21 protein-coding genes are annotated in these 16,493 nt (G+C 58.6%); 19 read left to right on the top strand and 2 right to left on the bottom strand.

Annotation, left to right across the window (positions count from 1 at the left end; translation table 11 throughout):
• Positions 1–137: 137 nt before the first annotated feature.
• The 11 genes from ACP7E3_RS29230 to ACP7E3_RS29180 all read left to right on the top strand — a co-directional run bounded on the left by ACP7E3_RS29230 (position 138) and on the right by ACP7E3_RS29180 (position 5,855).
• Positions 138–884, top strand: a complete 747-nt coding sequence (locus ACP7E3_RS29230; RefSeq protein WP_177032926.1) for a DUF6651 domain-containing protein — start codon at positions 138–140, stop codon at positions 882–884.
• A 9-nt stretch (positions 885–893) separates the two neighbouring features.
• Positions 894–1,862, top strand: coding sequence for a major capsid protein (locus ACP7E3_RS29225; RefSeq protein ID WP_426125186.1), 969 nt, complete (start codon positions 894–896; stop codon positions 1,860–1,862).
• A gap of 49 nt (positions 1,863–1,911) precedes the next feature.
• The gene (locus ACP7E3_RS29220) at positions 1,912–2,187 is read left to right on the top strand and encodes a hypothetical protein (protein WP_426125184.1); all 276 of its coding nucleotides are present in this window, start codon (positions 1,912–1,914) and stop codon (positions 2,185–2,187) included.
• A gap of 6 nt (positions 2,188–2,193) precedes the next feature.
• Positions 2,194–2,562 (top strand): hypothetical protein, encoded by a 369-nt coding sequence (locus tag ACP7E3_RS29215; protein WP_426125182.1) that lies wholly within the window; start codon positions 2,194–2,196, stop codon positions 2,560–2,562.
• A gap of 1 nt (position 2,563) precedes the next feature.
• Positions 2,564–2,947, top strand: coding sequence for a hypothetical protein (locus ACP7E3_RS29210; RefSeq protein WP_426125181.1), 384 nt, complete (start codon positions 2,564–2,566; stop codon positions 2,945–2,947).
• Between the two features lie 2 nt (positions 2,948–2,949).
• Positions 2,950–3,393, top strand: coding sequence for an HK97 gp10 family phage protein (locus ACP7E3_RS29205; RefSeq protein ID WP_426125179.1), 444 nt, complete (start codon positions 2,950–2,952; stop codon positions 3,391–3,393).
• Positions 3,390–3,806: a phage tail terminator-like protein gene (locus tag ACP7E3_RS29200; RefSeq protein ID WP_426125177.1), complete on the top strand. Its 417-nt coding sequence runs from the start codon at positions 3,390–3,392 to the stop codon at positions 3,804–3,806. The genes ACP7E3_RS29205 and ACP7E3_RS29200 overlap by 4 nt, the downstream gene beginning before the upstream one ends.
• 101 nt (positions 3,807–3,907) lie before the next feature.
• Entirely contained in the window at positions 3,908–4,420 is a 513-nt protein-coding gene (locus tag ACP7E3_RS29195) for an HNH endonuclease (protein ID WP_426125175.1), read from the top strand.
• Between the two features lie 80 nt (positions 4,421–4,500).
• Positions 4,501–5,157 (top strand): phage tail protein, encoded by a 657-nt coding sequence (locus ACP7E3_RS29190; protein ID WP_426125173.1) that lies wholly within the window; start codon positions 4,501–4,503, stop codon positions 5,155–5,157.
• 3 nt (positions 5,158–5,160) lie between these two features.
• Positions 5,161–5,544: a phage tail assembly chaperone gene (locus ACP7E3_RS29185; protein ID WP_426125171.1), complete on the top strand. Its 384-nt coding sequence runs from the start codon at positions 5,161–5,163 to the stop codon at positions 5,542–5,544.
• 62 nt (positions 5,545–5,606) lie between these two features.
• Positions 5,607–5,855, top strand: a complete 249-nt coding sequence (locus ACP7E3_RS29180; protein ID WP_426125169.1) for a DUF1799 domain-containing protein — start codon at positions 5,607–5,609, stop codon at positions 5,853–5,855.
• A 41-nt stretch (positions 5,856–5,896) separates the two neighbouring features.
• Here ACP7E3_RS29180 and ACP7E3_RS29175 read toward each other — a convergent pair whose 3' ends face one another.
• The gene (locus ACP7E3_RS29175) at positions 5,897–6,328 is read right to left on the bottom strand and encodes a helix-turn-helix transcriptional regulator (RefSeq protein WP_426125167.1); all 432 of its coding nucleotides are present in this window, start codon (positions 6,326–6,328) and stop codon (positions 5,897–5,899) included.
• A 129-nt stretch (positions 6,329–6,457) separates the two neighbouring features.
• On the opposite strand from ACP7E3_RS29175, the gene ACP7E3_RS29170 reads away from it, so the two are divergent.
• The 3 genes from ACP7E3_RS29170 to ACP7E3_RS29160 all read left to right on the top strand — a co-directional run bounded on the left by ACP7E3_RS29170 (position 6,458) and on the right by ACP7E3_RS29160 (position 11,130).
• Positions 6,458–6,625 carry an Arc family DNA-binding protein gene (locus ACP7E3_RS29170; RefSeq protein WP_367601116.1) on the top strand — a complete coding sequence of 56 codons (168 nt, stop codon included), beginning with the start codon at positions 6,458–6,460 and terminating at the stop codon, positions 6,623–6,625.
• Complete coding sequence (locus tag ACP7E3_RS29165; RefSeq protein WP_426125165.1) at positions 6,603–7,637, top strand: BRO-N domain-containing protein; 1,035 nt, start codon at positions 6,603–6,605, stop codon at positions 7,635–7,637. Before ACP7E3_RS29170 ends, ACP7E3_RS29165 begins: the two co-directional genes overlap by 23 nt.
• Positions 7,638–8,178: 541 nt before the next feature.
• On the top strand, positions 8,179–11,130 hold the full coding sequence (locus tag ACP7E3_RS29160; RefSeq protein ID WP_426125164.1) for a phage tail tape measure protein: 2,952 nt from the start codon (positions 8,179–8,181) through the stop codon (positions 11,128–11,130).
• A 20-nt stretch (positions 11,131–11,150) separates the two neighbouring features.
• Here the strand turns inward: ACP7E3_RS29160 and ACP7E3_RS29155 are convergent, their stop codons facing one another.
• On the bottom strand, positions 11,151–11,372 hold the full coding sequence (locus ACP7E3_RS29155; RefSeq protein ID WP_426125162.1) for a hypothetical protein: 222 nt from the start codon (positions 11,370–11,372) through the stop codon (positions 11,151–11,153).
• Between the two features lie 49 nt (positions 11,373–11,421).
• Between ACP7E3_RS29155 and ACP7E3_RS29150 the strand changes: the two genes are divergently transcribed.
• The 5 genes from ACP7E3_RS29150 to ACP7E3_RS29130 all read left to right on the top strand — a co-directional run.
• Complete coding sequence (locus ACP7E3_RS29150) at positions 11,422–11,760, top strand: phage tail protein (RefSeq protein ID WP_426125160.1); 339 nt, start codon at positions 11,422–11,424, stop codon at positions 11,758–11,760.
• Positions 11,761–11,770: 10 nt separating this feature from the next.
• A complete protein-coding gene (locus ACP7E3_RS29145) occupies positions 11,771–12,520 on the top strand; it encodes a phage minor tail protein L (RefSeq protein ID WP_426125158.1) in 750 nt (249 codons plus the stop codon).
• A 3-nt stretch (positions 12,521–12,523) separates the two neighbouring features.
• The gene (locus ACP7E3_RS29140; protein WP_426125156.1) at positions 12,524–13,279 is read left to right on the top strand and encodes a C40 family peptidase; all 756 of its coding nucleotides are present in this window, start codon (positions 12,524–12,526) and stop codon (positions 13,277–13,279) included.
• Positions 13,276–13,857 (top strand): tail assembly protein, encoded by a 582-nt coding sequence (locus ACP7E3_RS29135; RefSeq protein ID WP_426125154.1) that lies wholly within the window; start codon positions 13,276–13,278, stop codon positions 13,855–13,857. Before ACP7E3_RS29140 ends, ACP7E3_RS29135 begins: the two co-directional genes overlap by 4 nt.
• Positions 13,858–13,914: 57 nt before the next feature.
• A partial coding sequence (locus ACP7E3_RS29130) for a host specificity protein J (protein ID WP_426125152.1) occupies positions 13,915–16,493 on the top strand: 2,579 nt, incomplete at its 3' end.

Below are 16,493 nucleotides of genomic sequence, written 5' to 3'. Positions count from 1 at the left end.
GAAATGCCGACATTCGATTTTGTGTCGCAACCAAAGCCTCGCTATGTGCGGGGCTTTTTTCTGCCTGCGGTTCGGATGGACGGGGCGACAAAGAGCCGGATGGCTCATCAACTGGCCGGATGGCCCAGAGAGACGAGATGAAACTCAAGACTGTTGAAGTGGATGGCAAGCAATACGCTGAGATCCAGGATGGCAAGCCCGTATATGTCGAAGACGACGGAAAAGAAGTCGCCTTTGATGCGGTGGGCACTCGCAGCACCATCACCCGCCTGAATGCAGAAGCCAAAGACCACCGTGTACGCGCCGAATCCGCCGAGAAGATCGTTAAGACCTTCGAAGGCATCGACGACCCCGCGGCGGCCAAAAAAGCTCTGGGTATCGTTGCAAATCTCGACGCTAAGACCCTGGTGGATGCCGGTGAGATCGAGAAGGTGAAGGGCGAGATCAGCAAGGCTTACCAAACCCAGCTGGATGAGGCCAACGGAAAAGCGCAGACCTTCGAGCAGCAGTTGTATGCCGAAAAGATCGGTGGCAGCTTCGCGCGCTCTCAGTTCATCGCCGAGAAGATGGCTGTCCCTGCGGACATGGTCCAGGCCACGTTTGGCGGCAACTTCAAGATTGAGGAAGGCAAGGTAATCGCCTATGACACCCAGGGCCAGAAGATCTTCAGTCGTGCTCGCCCAGGCGAACTGGCTGACTTCAATGAAGCGCTTGAAACCCTCGTCTCACAGTACCCCCATCGCGATCACATCCTGAAGGGCTCCGGCGCCAATGGCGGCGGCGCACCAAATGGCGGTAATCCGAACCAAAAAACCAAGGGTGACTTTGGTGGCAGCAAGGAAGATCGAGTCGCCGCTATCAAAGGCCTGACCGCTACCGAATAAGGAGGCCCAATGGCCCTTTCGAACATGAAGGTATTCAACGAATACCTCAAACGCGTCACCATCGAGACCCTGGCGCAAGACGTTGAGAAATTCAACGCTGCTTCGGCAGGTTCCATCCGCCTGACCACTCAGGGCATTGACGGCGACTTCCTTCAAGAGTCGTTCTGGGCCGGCCTGCATGGCGCACAGCGTCGTGTTGATCGTTACGCTGCAAACGGCGCCCAGGCTGCAACGCCTCTGGCGCAGAAGCAGTACGACTCCGTGAAGATCGCGGGCGGCTTCGGTCCTATCCTGTGGGAGCCGGCGCAGTTGTCGTGGGTGCAGAAGAACCCGGAAGAGGCGCTGGAAGTAATCAGCCGCAACCTGTCCGAAGCCATCATGTCGGACCAGCTGAACACTGCGATTGCCGCCCTGGTGGCTGCGATTGGTAACCAGCCGTCCGCCACCAACGATGTTTCGGCCACTGCCGGCGTGAGCTACATCGCCATCAACAATGCCCACGCGTTGTTCGGTGATGCCTCTCAGCGCCTGGTTGCCCAAGTCATGACCGGTGCCATGTACCACAAGCTCCTGGGTCAGAACCTGGCGAACGCCGAGCGACTGTTCCAGTTCAGCGGCGTGCAGGTGGTCGACATCCTCGGCAAGGCCGTAATCATCACTGATGCCGCGGCCCTGTACGAAGCCGGCACGCCGAACAAGCAGAAGGTGCTGAGCCTGGCCGACGGTGCGGCGGTGGTGATGGACGGTTCCGACCTGATTACCAACATCCAGACCTCCAACGGCAAGGAGCGCATCGAAACCACCATGCAAGCCGACTACACCTTCGGCCTGGGCATGAAGGGCTACACCTGGGACACCGCCAACGGCGGCAAGTCGCCAACCAGCGCCGAGCTGGCCACCGGTTCGAATTGGGATCTCGTGGCAAACAGCATCAAGGCTTCGGCCGGCGTTCTCACCATCGGCGATGCCGCCCAGTAATCGAGAAGGCGGCCTTCGGGTCGCCTAATCCACCTTCCAGGAGTCCACCATGGACGAGAAAATCGTTTACGAGAAACACCCGGTCACTGCTGAGCGCAAAGCCGAACTGCGCCAGAAGGGCTACAAGATCATCGACGCCAAGTTTGCGCCGGATGACTACAAGCACCCCGAGCCGATGAAAAAAGGGTCTTCGGGTGGCGACAAGCCGTCCAAGGGTCTGAAGGTCGACGAGATCAAGGCGAAGCTGACCGAGAAAGGCATCACGTTCGATGAAAACGCCGAGCGCCCAGACCTGGCCGAGCTGCTCGATAAGCCGCAGGAGTAAAGCCCCGTGACGACCTACGTCAGTGTTGCGCAGGTGGATGCCCTGCTTGGGCCGACATGGACCGCCGAAGAAAAGAAGCCGCGCGCGGTGCTGATGGCGAACACCTGGCTTACCAATCTCGGTCTGCCAGCGTTCGACCCGATCCCGGATGATGTGATCCAGGCCGGCGCCGAGGTTGCCGCGGAGGCAGCCGCCGGCAGGATCTACGGCTCGAAGGAAACCGGCGTAACGGCGAAGTCAGTGACCGCCGACGGCGTGTCGAGCAGCAAGTCGTTCTCCGAATCGTCCCGTACCGTCAGTGCTGGTGAATCTTTCGCCTTGGCGCTGCTTTCCCACTATCTCGGCTCAGGCCAGGTCAAAGTCGTGAGGTGCTGACATGGGGCTGCGAGACGACCTACAGAGGGATCTGGCTGAAGCCTTCGACACTGACCTGGCCGATGCTGTGAATCCTGTTGTTGGCGTGCGCAAGGTTCAGGGTGAGTACGACCCGGACTCAGGCTCAACGTCCGAGACCATCACGAATTACGCCGGCCGGGGAGTGTTTGGAAAATACCTAGCCAAAGAGATCGACGGCTCGCTGATCCAGACTACTGACGAAAAGCTCACCATCCTGCAGAACGAGCTTTTCATCACGCTTGCGGGCGAGCTAACCGAAAACCCGGCCATTCCGGTGATCGGCGACGTGATTGGCGGTAAGCGCGCAATGAATGTCAGTCAAGACCCAGCCAAAGCCACTTGGACCGTTCAACTGAGGAAATAGCCATGGCGCGCGGATCGCACATGACGGAGCGTTACGGCGGCTTGAGTGGAAGTTTCGAGCTGCAACTGGCCGAGTTCGCGGCGCAGGCAAAAGACGCTATCGACGCGAGTCTGCGGGAAATCATCATCGAGCTTGGCGGGTCGCTGATCCGCATGTCTCCGGTTGATACCGGGCGATTTCGTGGAAATTGGCAGTTCAGCATCGCGGCGCCCGCCGGCGGAACGCTGGACACCGTTGACCCGACCGGGGCAGAAGCCACGGCGCGCATTGTGGGTGATTCGATTGAGTTCCGCGCCGGAATCACGGCCTTCATCGTGAACAATCTGCCCTATGCCATCGCTCTCGAATACGGACATTCCGACCAAGCGCCGGGCGGCATGGTGCGCATTACCCAGGCCCGCTTCCAGCAGATCGTCGAAGAAGCCATCAGGAATAATCAGGTATGAGCCATAACATCATCGCTGCGGCTTTTGAGTCGCGCCTGCTGGCCTGGGCCAAGGCTCGAACAAAGCCGCTGAAAGTGGTGGTGGAGAACGAGACCTACACACCAGCGTCCAGCGAGACGTACCTGCGGGCCTTCACGCTACCGGCGGCGACTGCCAGTAACACGCTGGGCGGTGATCACCACCTTTACGTCGGCGTGTTCCAGGTCAACATCGTGGCCCCGTCAGGGAAGTATCGGACCGAGGCCTGCGGCATCGTCGACGAACTGGCCACACTGTTCCCGGTAAACCTGCGCATCCCGCGCGCCGGCCTGGTAGCCATCGTGCTGGCTCCGGTCGGCCCGGGCCCAGGCATTCCTGACGGAACCACCTACACCGTGCCGGCCTCGTTCCAGTATCGAGCAGACACGCCGTGATAGCTGTGTTTGCATACAGTGGAAGTGGTAAAATGATCGGGCCTGGAGCTGCCAACAAAGCAGTCCGTACCCAACCACGCCAGACTTAAAGGAGTGCTGGAATGGATCAAAATACCCTAACTGCTGACCGGGTACGCGAGCTGCTCAGCTACTGCCCTGAGACTGGTATATTTACCCGAAAGATCAGGACTGCCCAGCGCCATAAAGCTGGCAGCCGCGCCGACTTCCTCGTTACCTCTGGCTCATCTCCCGGATACCACCGGGTATCGGTTGACTCCAAACGATATCAAGCTCACCGAGTTGCGTGGCTGTACGTGCACGGCGTCTGGCCCGCCGAGCAAATTGACCACATCAACGGGGTAAGGTCCGATAACCGGATTGCGAACCTGCGGGTGGCCGATTACACACTGAACATGGAAAACCAGCGGTCAGCCTACCGGAACAACCGAAGCGGATTGCTTGGCGCCATATGGGATCAGCAGTCCTCGAAATGGCGCGGACAGATCGTAGTAGAGAAAAAGAAAATTCATCTAGGGTCGTTTAGTACGGCCCAAGACGCTCACGCGGCCTACCTGGAAGCGAAAAGAACCCTGCATAAGGGATGCACGATTTAACGAACAACCCGCCATTGAGCGGGTTTTTTTATGCCCGAAGAATCTATATGCGCCGCCAAGAAGCGGCATAGGAGTTGAAATTGTCTTTCAGATTACCCAACGGCGCGACCCTGCAAATCGCTGCAACCTATGGCACTGCGATTCCAGTGACCGCGCTGAGCAACGCCAATCCGGCTGTAGCGACCGCCGCGGCCCACGGTCTGAGCGATGGCGACATCATCGCCGTGACCTCCGGCTGGACTCGCCTTAATGACCGCGCCGCACGCGTAGCGGACAGCCTGACCGGCACCTTCGCCCTGGAAAACGTCAACACCACCAACCTTCAACCATACCCGGCCGGCTCTGGCGTTGGATCGGTGCGCGAAGTAACCGGTTTCGTTGAGATTTCGCAGATCACCGACGTGGCAACCAGCGGCGGCGACCAGCAGTTCCTCACCTTCGGCTTCCTGGCTGACGATGACGACCGCCAGATCCCGACCACCAAGAACCCGATCAGCATGACCTTCACCGTGGCTGACGATCCTGATTTGCCCTACGTGCCAGTGGTAGAAGGCGCTGATGAGGACAAGCAGACCCGAGTGCTTCGCCTGAACTTGCCTGGCGGCAGCAGTATTCTCTACAACGCCTATGTATCCATCACTTCGGCGCCTACCTTGGGCCGCAACAGCCTGATGTCGCGCGTCATCACTATCTCCCTCGCCGGCCGCCCAACCCGTTACTCGGCCGTGGTGGTGTAACCCATGGCCAAGATCAAGATCGCGCCAAACCCAACGTTCAAGGCCAAAGTGCAGATCCCCCGTGTGGGCGGTGAAGCAGTGGCCGTGGACTTCGAGTTCAAGTACCTGGACCGCATTGCGCTGTCGTCGCTGTTCGACCGCTGGAACGCCGCCCGCGACGCGCACGCCACCAAGGTGCAAGACGAGGGCATGTCCTGGCAGGACGCCACGGTCTCTGAAATCGCGCTGCAGGTCGAGCAGCTCAAGGACATCGTCAGCGGCTGGGGCTTCGATGAGAAGCTGTCCGACGAGGCCATGACTGCGCTGGTCACCACCTGCGTGGGTGCGCCTCAGGCAGTTCTCGCGGCCTACCAGTCCGCCTACCAGCCGGCCCGCCTGGGAAACTGACCGGCGTCGCCCGCATCCTTTACGAGCAAGGGCCGTCAGAGGCTGACCTGGCGGCCTTCGGCATGACCAAGGCCGACATCCCCGACGAAGAGTACGAGGTCTGGCCAGACAACTGGTCGGCCTTCCTGCTGTTCGAGGCGATGTCTACGCAGTGGCGTGTGGGTATGGGCGGCGCCGTGGGCCTGGATTACAGCGCAATCAAGCCGGTAGCCAGCATGATCGGCCTCAAGCGTGCCGAGCTGTCACAGGCTTTCCCTGACCTTCGGATGATGGAGGCCGAAGCACTGCTGGTGATGAGCGAGAGCAAGTAGAGGGTGTGAATCGGATGCACGCCCTTCATTGGATAAGGGTTTCAGTCGTCATCGCCAGAAAGCGCATCGATTCGCTCAAGCATGCCGGGAAATTCTTCCTCAAGCATTTTCCTCGTGGCCGGGTCTTTGGCTTTCATCCTGAGCCCGATCATTGTCAGCTTTCGCATCAGCTCTTCGGTGGTGATTCCAAGCTTGGCGGCTTCAGCATCGAATTGCTCGGCCTCTTCGGCGCTGAGCTGGACCTCAATTTCCTTTGTGGTTTTTCGAAGCTCAGGCATCAAATCGTAAGCGTCCATACCAAGTACGCGGGCCAGCTTAAGAGCTGCGCCCAGTCTTGGGGTGGAGCGGCCTGTTTCGTACCTGGCGACCTGAACGAGGCTTACACCTGCAGCTTCAGCCAGCTCTTTCTGCGTTAGGCCCAGCTCAGCGCGCGCCCAAGCAAGGCGCTCTGGGAATTCTCTTGTGTCGGTCATGGGGTGCCTCTTAACTCGGTTTAATATCACTATACCAGAGAAGAAAAGATTTCAAACGACATCGCTTGACACTCAAAGTTAAGTGACATTAAATGACATCTACCGACACGCAAGGACTAGGAGAAAACAGTGAAAAAGAAGGAAACGAAGGTCCCGACAATCCTCAGGCTTCCAGAGCAGATGCGCGAATGGCTGTGTGGTGAGGCGGATGGCAATGGAAGAACGATCAACGGAGAGGTGATCTTCCGGCTCAAGAAAATGATGGAGAGGGAAAATGCGGAAAAACAGCAGGCATGAAAAAGCCCCAAGCGCGCCAACGCTTGAGGCCAATGAAGCAGAACGTCAATCTATCAGGAAAAACGTCATGTCGAATAATAGCACAGCGGTATCCAATGTCATCCCGTTTGACTTCCGGGGTGACAGCATTCGTGCAGTATCCATTAGTGGTGTGCCTTGGTTCGTGGCATCAGACGTATGCCGTGTTCTTGACGTGACAAATACTACTCAGGCTGTGCAATCGCTGGACGACGACGAACGGTCTATGTTCAACATAGGTCGACAGGGGCAAGCCAACGTCGTAAACGAGTCAGGCCTTTACACTCTGATTCTGCGTAGTCGAGATGCCGTTAAGAAAGGCAGCAAGCCCCATGCATTTCGGAAATGGGTCACAGCTGAGGTTTTGCCATCGATTCGCGAGCAAGGCCACTACATTGACCAGCATGCGGTAATGGGGGACTTGGTCGGCGCAGTCATTGGCACAAGTGGCGAGCATGTCCTGGATCGTGTCATTGACCAGAAGGCCTCGCCGGTCCCTCATTCACTCCAGCGCAGCTTCAAGCACACGATGAAGAGCCGCCTTCGCTCGCGATTCAATGTGCAGCGAACTGCTCTCATTCCGGCTGAGAATTTGTCGGATGCGTGTAATTTTGTGGTGGCTTATGCGCTTGAAGGTGAATGGATTGGAAGAGAAATCTCGCCATCCGACAAGGTGAATTGGTCCGCACAGCGCTGGCTTCAAGAGTCTCCCGCATATGTCCAGCGGACAATGACCGAGATGCAGGGCCGGGGCAACATGATGCTCACACCGCACATGCTGTTCGGCGGTGATAGTATTTCTCCTACCCTCAAGGCTATTTCCGAGCTTGAGAAGCAGGGTCACGACTTGGAGGCGTGCAGTTTTGAGGTGCAAGCACTCAAGCATCACCTCGAAGGCGCTCACTACACCATTCAATCGTTGCAGATGCTGATCGAGCGTAGCGATGGGAAGGGCGTTCGATTTCCCATGGCTCAGCCTGGGCACGCAGCTTAAATTAGACCTGCTGTAGGTCGGCCCCGCACATGCGGGGCTTTGGCGCTTCCTGCGGATGGTGGTAGATTGCCGCTATCTACAGGGAGGCAAGAGAATGCTCATATTGGCTTGGCTTGTTATGGCCATACTTACCGCAATAGCTGCAAACGCGAAGAATAGATCGGCTATAACTGGTTTTCTGGTGGGCGCATGCTTTCCACTCGCCGGCCTTATCGGCTTCTTGATTGTCAAACCACTACCACAACGAGCGGGTTCTATTCGGAAGGGGCTGCTTGTTACGAGCGCGGGTGAGCGCGAGTGCCCTCACTGTGCCGAACTGATCAAGATGCAGGCCAGCAAGTGCAAGCATTGCTCAGCAGATGTCACTCCTATCACCGAGGAGCAGGCTAGAGCCGCAAGCGCCGAGCTGTATGACCCAATGAGAAGGAGTCGGACATTAATCGTTTGCGCCGTCGGGGTAGTGATAGTCACGGCGTCCTATTTATACCAATCATAATTACGAAACCCGCTACGGCGGGTTTTTTTACGCCCGGAGAAAAGTATGCCGTCGATTGCTGAGCTTGGTATCAAGGTCGATTCGACCGATGCGGCGCAGGCAAGCACTGACCTCGAAAAGCTTGTGGCTGCTGGTGGTCGAGCAGAAAAAGCAGCCGAAGGTGTATCGAAGGGTGCAGACAAAGCCTCCGCGTCTTTGAAAAAACAGAAAGACGAACTGGCCGAACTGCTTGGAGAAATTAACCCGACAGTAAAGGCCCTTGGCAGACTTGATGAGCTGGAGGCGAAGCTCGCACGGCACAAAGGCGTCGGCCTGGACGCTGCTACTTTCAGCGAATACCAAGGAAAGATTCAGCAGTCCAGAGAAGCTCTCGGCCGGTTTGATGACTCAATAAATCGTACTGGCAATACTGCAAAACAAAATGCCGCAGCTCTCAGGATGCTGCCTGCCCAGTTTTCGGACATTTTCGTTTCGCTGCAGGGTGGTCAAGCGCCGCTGACTGTTTTTCTCCAGCAAGGCTCGCAAATCAAAGATTCATTTGGCGGGATTGGAGCAGCAACCAAGGCCCTTGGTGGATACATCGGCGGACTCATAAGCCCGGTCACTATAGCTGGCGCCGCTCTTGCTGGGCTGGGCCTGGCCTTCTACAGCGCTCAGAAAGAGGCCTCCGATTTCAATAAAGCGCTTTTCTCTGGAGCGGCGAGCACAGGCTTCACATCAGATGGACTCTCGTCCATCGCTACCGCTGCATCTGTACTGACAGGAAGCTTTTCGCAAGCAAAAGAAGCGGTAATGGCTCTCGCGGGCAGCGGACGGCTAAGCGAGAAGCAGTTTGTGAGCCTCGCAAATGCCGCTGCAGCAATAGGTGAGGTTACCGGCAAGAGCGCTGGCGAGGTGGCAGCGTCTCTTGGGGGCATGGGCGATGACGCAACGAAAGCTGCGCAGAAAATCAGCTCTCAATACGGCCTTCTAACTGCCGCACAATACGAAGCTATCGCAGCACTCGACGAGCAGGGCAAGAAGCAAGAAGCGCTCGACTTGCTAGGAGAAACACTTAACACAAATGCCCAGAAGCGATTGGAGCGTTACAAGCAGTCGCTATCTGGCGTAGAGGCCGGATGGGATGCGATCGGCAGCGCAATCAGCAGGGCGTATCGGAATGTCCGGTCCGAGCTGTTCCCGGACGCCAAAAAAGAAATAGAGATCCTTGAGCGGATCATTAAGACCCGCGAAGACGGAGGCATTGCAGGCGCTATCTCCTCCGGCTTGAGCAAGCTGAACTCTGGCCTCGGGCTGGCAGACGGAGAGAATGACGACTCCACGGCGGCGCTTCAAAAGCGTCTTGCGGGCCTGAAAGCTATCGCAGCGGCGAGCGAGAAAGCAGCGAAGGAGCAGGGAGATGCTGATAGGGCGGAGCAAGCAAGGATTGACGCGATCGGCAAGTGGGATGCTCGCCAAAAGAGCAACTTAACCGGCCGGGCGAAGCTTGAAAGCGATATCAAGGATGCCAGACAGCTCGGGGTGGAGGCAGGTCGCTCTGAGGTCGAGATCGAAAAAGAGATTGCAGGGATTCGGGAGAAATTCAATAAAAGTCAGCCAAAAAATGGCGTCGACCTGACCTCCTTCAGCAGTGCAAAAAACAATCTGTCTGACATCGTCAACGATTACCGAAACGCTCAGAAGGAATTGGATGCGGAGCAGAAGCGCGGCGCTGTATCGCTATCTGACTATTCCAAGCAGCGGTCAGCGCTGATCAAGCAGGAAAAGGACGATGTAACTGCTGCTTACCAGGCCGAGATTGACGCTTTGGAGGCGGCCAAGTCCAAAAAGGGAACAACCGCTGCGCAGAGTATCCAGATCGACCAGAAGATCGCCGATGCACGGCAGGGGATGGTCAAGGCGCAAAAGGATGCGGACAGCCAGCTCAAGGTGCTCTCTTCAAACGAAGAGGGTCGCCTGAGGCAGCTGACTGTGGCCTCGGAGGCTTATGTAGAGCAGCTGGAGCGTCAGCGCAGAGCGTTGTCACTAACGGGCGACCGAAACGCTGCGGCAGTCGGCATGGGTGACCGTGAATCGGGATTGCAGCGCGACCTTGATGCATCGCGTGACAAGTTCAATGACGAGCGCGCCAAGCTGCTGGATCGCCGCAAGACCGCTCCGGACAAGTACAGCAAGGAGGACTACGAGAGTGACTTGGCCAGCCTTCAGGATGCCGAGGTCAAGTACCGAGACACGGTAGTCGAAAACTACGGAAAGATGTCAGAAGCTCAGGGTGATTGGAGGAAGGGGGCGACCTCGGCTTATCACAACTACCTTGAATCCGCTCGGGATGTGGCTGGGCAGACGCGCAGCCTGTTCACCAATGCTTTTTCCAGCATGGAGGATGCGGTCGCTAACTTTGCTGTCACCGGCAAGCTTTCGTTTTCCGATTTCACCAAGTCAATCATTGCCGATATGGCGCGGATCGCTACTAGGCAAGCGGCATCAGGATTGCTTTCGAGCATCGCCGGCACTGCTCTTGGCGCATGGCTTGGTGGGGGCGGAGGTGGCAGCACTACCAGCTTCGGCTCTGACATTGGTGGCGCTATCACCGCCAACGCCAAGGGCGGCGTGTACGACTCGCCAAGCCTGTCGAGTTTCAGCAACCAGGTACACGACAAGCCGCAGATGTTCGCCTTCGCCAAGGGTGCGGGTATCTTCGCCGAGGCCGGGCCGGAGGCAATCATGCCGCTGACCAGGACGGCTGGCGGCGAGCTTGGAGTTCGCGCGCTGAGCGGCGGTGGTGCAGGGGGAGGCGGCGGAAGCACCGAGTCGAAGACGGAGATCACCATCAACATCAATCGTAATGGTGAAGCTGATGCGACCGCAGATACTGCAATGGGTCAAAAGCTGGCGCCGCAGTTCCTCACCTTGGTCCGGGCTGAGATCGCAGCAAATGAACGCAGAACGTTGAGCCCCAGCGGGGGCGCAACGTGGCGCGTGATCAACGGAAGATAAGCAGCGGAAATGATTAGCCGTTAAATTTCGGTCAGGGATGACCGGACCTTATCAAGGACGAGTTGCTCAAGCTGGCGATAGGTCAGATCTTTCGCGCCCTCATGCTCGAAAGTTACCCCGAAAGTGCCACCTGCCTGCCCATCTGCCATCTTCAGCGAGATTTTTACGCTCCCTCCGATGGTGGTTTTTCCAGTGTCCGGAGAGTCTTCGTAAACGCTTACTTCTGCCAGTTTCATTTTCATGTAATTACCCATTTCCTTGGTCAAAAAAATCATTCTACCCGGAGCGATCATGGCGATCGAGACATTCACCTGGGCCACCCAGCACGGGGAGGCACCCGATATCAAGTATCGGGTGCGTACCTCGCAATTCGGGGATGGCTACAAGCAGGAGGTCGGGGACGGTATCAACAACAAGGTCGATGCCTACCCGATCACCCATACCGGCAACACATCGGCGGCGGCGGCCATTATGGCGTTCTTCGACCGCCACCAGGGCGCCAAGGCGTTCCTGTGGACAACCCCGATGGGACAGCTTGGCCTGTTCACCTGCAAGAACCCAACCCCTATGCCCATGGGCGGGGGCGTATTCAAAGTGACAGCGACGTTCGAGCGCGCTTTCCACCCGTAAAGGTCAATCCATGTCGCTGATCAATGCTATCCAGACTCTTGAGCCTGGCAATGAAGTCATGCTGTTTGAGCTGGACGGCAGCGACTACGGCGCCGATGTGCTGCGCTTCCATGGCCATGCGATCCCGCACACGCCTGCCGAGCTGATCGCCGCCGGCGTCGACGCCGACCAGCTTCCGGCCAAATCGATCTGGTGGAAGGGCGAGGAGTACGGCGCCTGGCCCATGCAGTACGAGGGCAGTGAGGCGAATGGCGACGGCACGGCAGTACGGCCGAAGCTATCGGTCGGCAACGTCAACGGGCGCATCACCGCGCTTTGCCTGGCGTTCGAGGATCTGCTTGAGTTCAAGCTGACCATCCATAACACGCTGGCCGAGTTTCTGGACGCGGTGAACTTCGAGGGCGGCAACCCAGCGGCCGACCCCACCCAGGAATCGATCGAGGTCTGGTATGTCGACCAGAAGACCAACGAGGACGGCGAGACAGTCAGCTGGGACTTGGCCAGCCCTGGCGATGTCGGCGGCGAGACGATCGGCCGGCAGATGACCACTCTGTGCCACTGGTGCCTAACCGGTGGATACCGGGGCCCGAACTGCGGCTATACCGGCCCCTACGTCACGAAGGACGGTGTGGTTACCGATGATCCTGAATTGGACGTGTGTGACGCCACCTTGGGCAAGGGATGCATTCCGCGTTTTGGCGAGGGTAACCCCTACCCATTTGGGGGTTTTCCCGCTGTGTCACTCATTACCCGGAGCTGAAGAATGCGCAAACACATCATTGCGGCCATCCAGGCGCATGCGGCGTCCGAGTACCCGAAAGAGTGCTGCGGCCTGTTACTGGCCGTGGGCCGCGCGCAGAAGTATTTCCCATGCCGGAACATCGCCACCGAGCCAAACGAAGAGTTCCGGCTTGAGCCAGAGGACTATGCCGCGGCGGAAGACCATGGTCAGGTGATCGGTATCGTTCACTCGCACCCGGACGCCACCAGCCGCCCATCATCGCGCGACCTGGCCATGTGTGAGGCCACGGCCTTGCCATGGCACATTTTGTCCTGGCCAGAGGGCGACCTGCGCACGATCACGCCAACGGGCAGCACGCCACTACTCAAGCGACCATTCGTCCACGGCGCCTGGGACTGCTGGCAGGTCTGCGCAGATTGGTACAAGCGCGAATGGGGTCTGGAATTCGAAACCTTCCAGCGCACCGAAGGCTGGTGGGAGAGTGCAGACAGCGCCAGCCTGTACGAGGCGAACTATGCCGCCGCCGGCTTCGAGCAAGTCGACAGCCCGCGGCGCGGCGACATGATCGTGATGGAGGTGGGCCGCACAGCTCACCCGAACCACGCTGGGATTTACCTGGGGGGTGACCCAGCGCTGCCTGGAGAGGACTCAGGGGTATTCGGTCCTGGTCCATTCGTGCTGCATCACCTGTATGGCCGCCCGTCGGAGGTGATCGTCTACGGCGGCCCATGGCTTCAGCGCACCCGTTTAATTCTTCGACACAAGGAGGCCCGATGAGCGCCATCGTCTACTCACCGATGACCACTATCAAGCTGTCCGGCTCGCTGGCTCAGAAGTTCGGCCGGCTGCACCGGCGCCAGGTTAGCTCGGGCGATACCTGGGAGGTATTCAGGGCGTTGAAGGCTACCATTGACGGATTCGAGGCTGAAATCCGGCGCCTTGACCGACTTGGCCTTCGTTTCGCTATCTTCCGCAACAGGAAGAACGCCGGGCAGGATCAGTTCGGCATGGGCGGCACCAAAGAAATTCGGATTGTTCCGGTGGTCGAGGGTGCAAAGCGCGCAGGACTGTTGCAGACAGTTCTCGGCGTAATCCTGATTGCCATGAGCACTATAACCAACGGCGCAACCCTGGCGCCGGGTATCGCCCTCACTGCAGGCGGCGTCATCCAGATGCTCAGCCCTCAGGCCGCAGGCCTCAAGCAGAGCGCATCACCGGAAAACATGCCCAGCTACGCGTTCGGCAGCGCGAAGAACACCACAGCAAGCGGCAATCCCGTCCCGATCTGCATCGGCGAGCGCCGGTGGGGCGGGGCAATCATCTCGGCATCGATCTACGCCGAGGACAAGACATAGACGCAACGCAGCGAACAGGCCGCCCAAGAGGCGGTTTTTTATTGCCTGGAGGAAAGCATGGGCGCAGCACAGAAGCTGGATATTCACGGTGCCAAAGGTGGCGAGAGCAAGCCAAAGTCGCCAGTAGAGGCGCCCGACAGCCTGCGCTCCACCAACGTGGCCAAGATCCTGATCGCCGTGGGCGAGGGTGAATTCGACGGCACTCCAACCGCGCGCGATATCTTCCTCGATAACACCCCGATCCAAGATTCCAGCGGTAATTTCAACTTCACCAACGTCAAATGGGACTGGCGGCCGGGATCTGTCGAGCAGGCCTACATCCCTGGTATCCCATCGGTCGACAACGAGACCTCGCTGAATATCGAACTGCGCAGCGGGACGCCGTGGGTTCAGTCGCTGACCAACCTGCAACTGTCGGCGGCACGCATCCGGCTGGCTACTCCGCGGCTTGCTAGCCAGGATAGCGAAGGCAACATCAACGGCTACACCATCCAGTACGCGGTGGACGTGGCAACCGACGGGGGCGCCTATCAGGAAGTGCTGACTGGCGCGATGTCAGGAAAGACCACCACCCGTTATGAGCGATCCCTGCGTATTGATCTGCCACCGGCAACCAGCGGCTGGCTGATTCGAGTTCGCCGGATCACCCCAAACCAAAATACTGACAAGATTGCTGACAGCCTGTTCATTGCCGGCTACACCCAGGTGATCGACGCGAAGTTGCGCTATCCAAACACTGCGCTGTTGTTCATCGAGTTCGACGCAGAGCAGTTCACCAACATTCCCGCCGTCACCGTGAAGTGCAAAGCCCGCCGCTGGCAGGTGCCGAGCAACTACGACCCTGTGGCCAGGACTTACTCCGGCGCCTGGGACGGCACCATGAAAGAGGCCTGGACCAACAACCCGGCGTGGGTCACCTACGGTATCTGCACCCAGGACCGTTTCGGCCTGGGCCGCCGCATCAAGCCATGGATGGTGGACAAGTGGGAGCTGTACCGCATTGCGCAGTACTGCGACCAATTGGTGCCGAACGGCGCTGATGGCGTTGAGCCTCGCTTCCTTTGCGACATGAACCTGCAAGGTAAGGCTGACGCCTGGTCACTGCTGCGCGATATCGCCGGCATTTACCGCGGCATGACATATTGGGCGCAGGGTCAGCTGGTTATGCAGGCTGATATGCCTCGGGCGCAGGACATGGACTACGTCTTCACCCGCTCCAATGTCATCGACGGAAAAATCTCATATGTCAGCGCCTCGGCGAAGACCCGCTTCACGCGCTGCCTAGTCAGCTATGACAACCCACTGAACAACTACGACACCGATGTCACCGTCTATGCCGACCTGCCGCTCCAGCGCCGCCTGGGCGACAAGCCGACTGAAATAAGTGCCATTGGTTGTACTCGGGCATCCGAGGCCCAGCGTCGGGCCAAATGGCTGGTGCTGAGCAACAACCAGGACCGCACCATCAGCTTCAGGACCGGCATGGAAGGTCGTATTCCGCTGCCAGGCTTCATTATCCCCGTGGCAGACTCGATACTGGCGGGCCGTGAAATCGGCGGGCGCATTGCAGCGGCGGCGGGCAAGGTCATCACCCTGGACCGCGATACCCTGGTTAAGGCCGGCGACCGGCTGGTGATCAACCTGCCCGGTGGGCGCGCAGAAGGGCGCACCGTGGAAAGCGTGAGCGGTCGCGACGTAACCGTCACCATTGCCTACAGCGAAGCGCCTGCTGAACAGCTTCAGTGGGCTATCGACGCTGACGACCTGGCAATCCCTCTGTATAGGGTGATGAGGACTGCGCGGACGCAAGAAGGCGATTATGACATCAGCGCGCTGCAGTACGAGCCGAGCAAGTTCGACAGCATCGATACCGGCGCGAGGCTTGAGGAGCGCCCGATCAGCGTTATACCGATCACGGTGGTTCCCCCGCCGGATAGCGTAACCGTCACGTCGAACGTGTCGATCGACCAGGGCCTGGCTATCAGCACCATGAACATCTCGTGGCCTGCCGTGACTGGTGCCGTCGCGTATGACGTGGAGTGGCGCAAGGACAGCGGCAACTGGATCAAGGTGCAGCGTACCGGTTCGACCAGTGTCGACGTCACTGGCATTTACTCGGGTGCCTACGTGGCCCGGGTTCGGTCAGTGAGCGCCTTCGAGATTTCCTCGATCTGGAAGAGCTCCAACCTGACCAACCTGGAAGGGAAGGTTGGCCTGCCGCCGGCGGTGGCGTTCCTGACCACCACCAGCGAGTTGTTCGGCATCGGCATCAACTGGGGCTTCCCGGCCGGCGCCGAAGACACCCAGCGCACCGAGCTATGGTACGGCCCGGCCAATGACTTGTCGGTGGCCACCAAGCTGGCCGACCTGGCGTACCCACAGGCCGATTACCGCATGCAGTCGCTGCTGGCCGGTGCTACGTTGTTCTTCTGGGCGCGCCTGGTGGACCGTACTGGCAACGTCGGGCCGTTCTATCCGGTGGTGAATGGGGTGATGGGCCAGGCTAGCTCTGATGCTGGGCCTTTGCTCGAAATTCTTACCGGAAAGGTCACCAAGACGCAGCTTGGCCAGGACCTGATCAGCGAACTGGACGGACTTCAGGACCAGATCGATAGCCTGGACGGCCTTGGTGGATA

It is taken from the genome of Pseudomonas sp. PSPC2-3, assembly GCF_049898265.1.
GTDB classification, from domain to species: domain Bacteria; phylum Pseudomonadota; class Gammaproteobacteria; order Pseudomonadales; family Pseudomonadaceae; genus Aquipseudomonas; species Aquipseudomonas veronii.
Note: the sequence above shows the minus strand (reverse complement) of the source record. Positions and strands in the feature narration are given on the sequence as shown.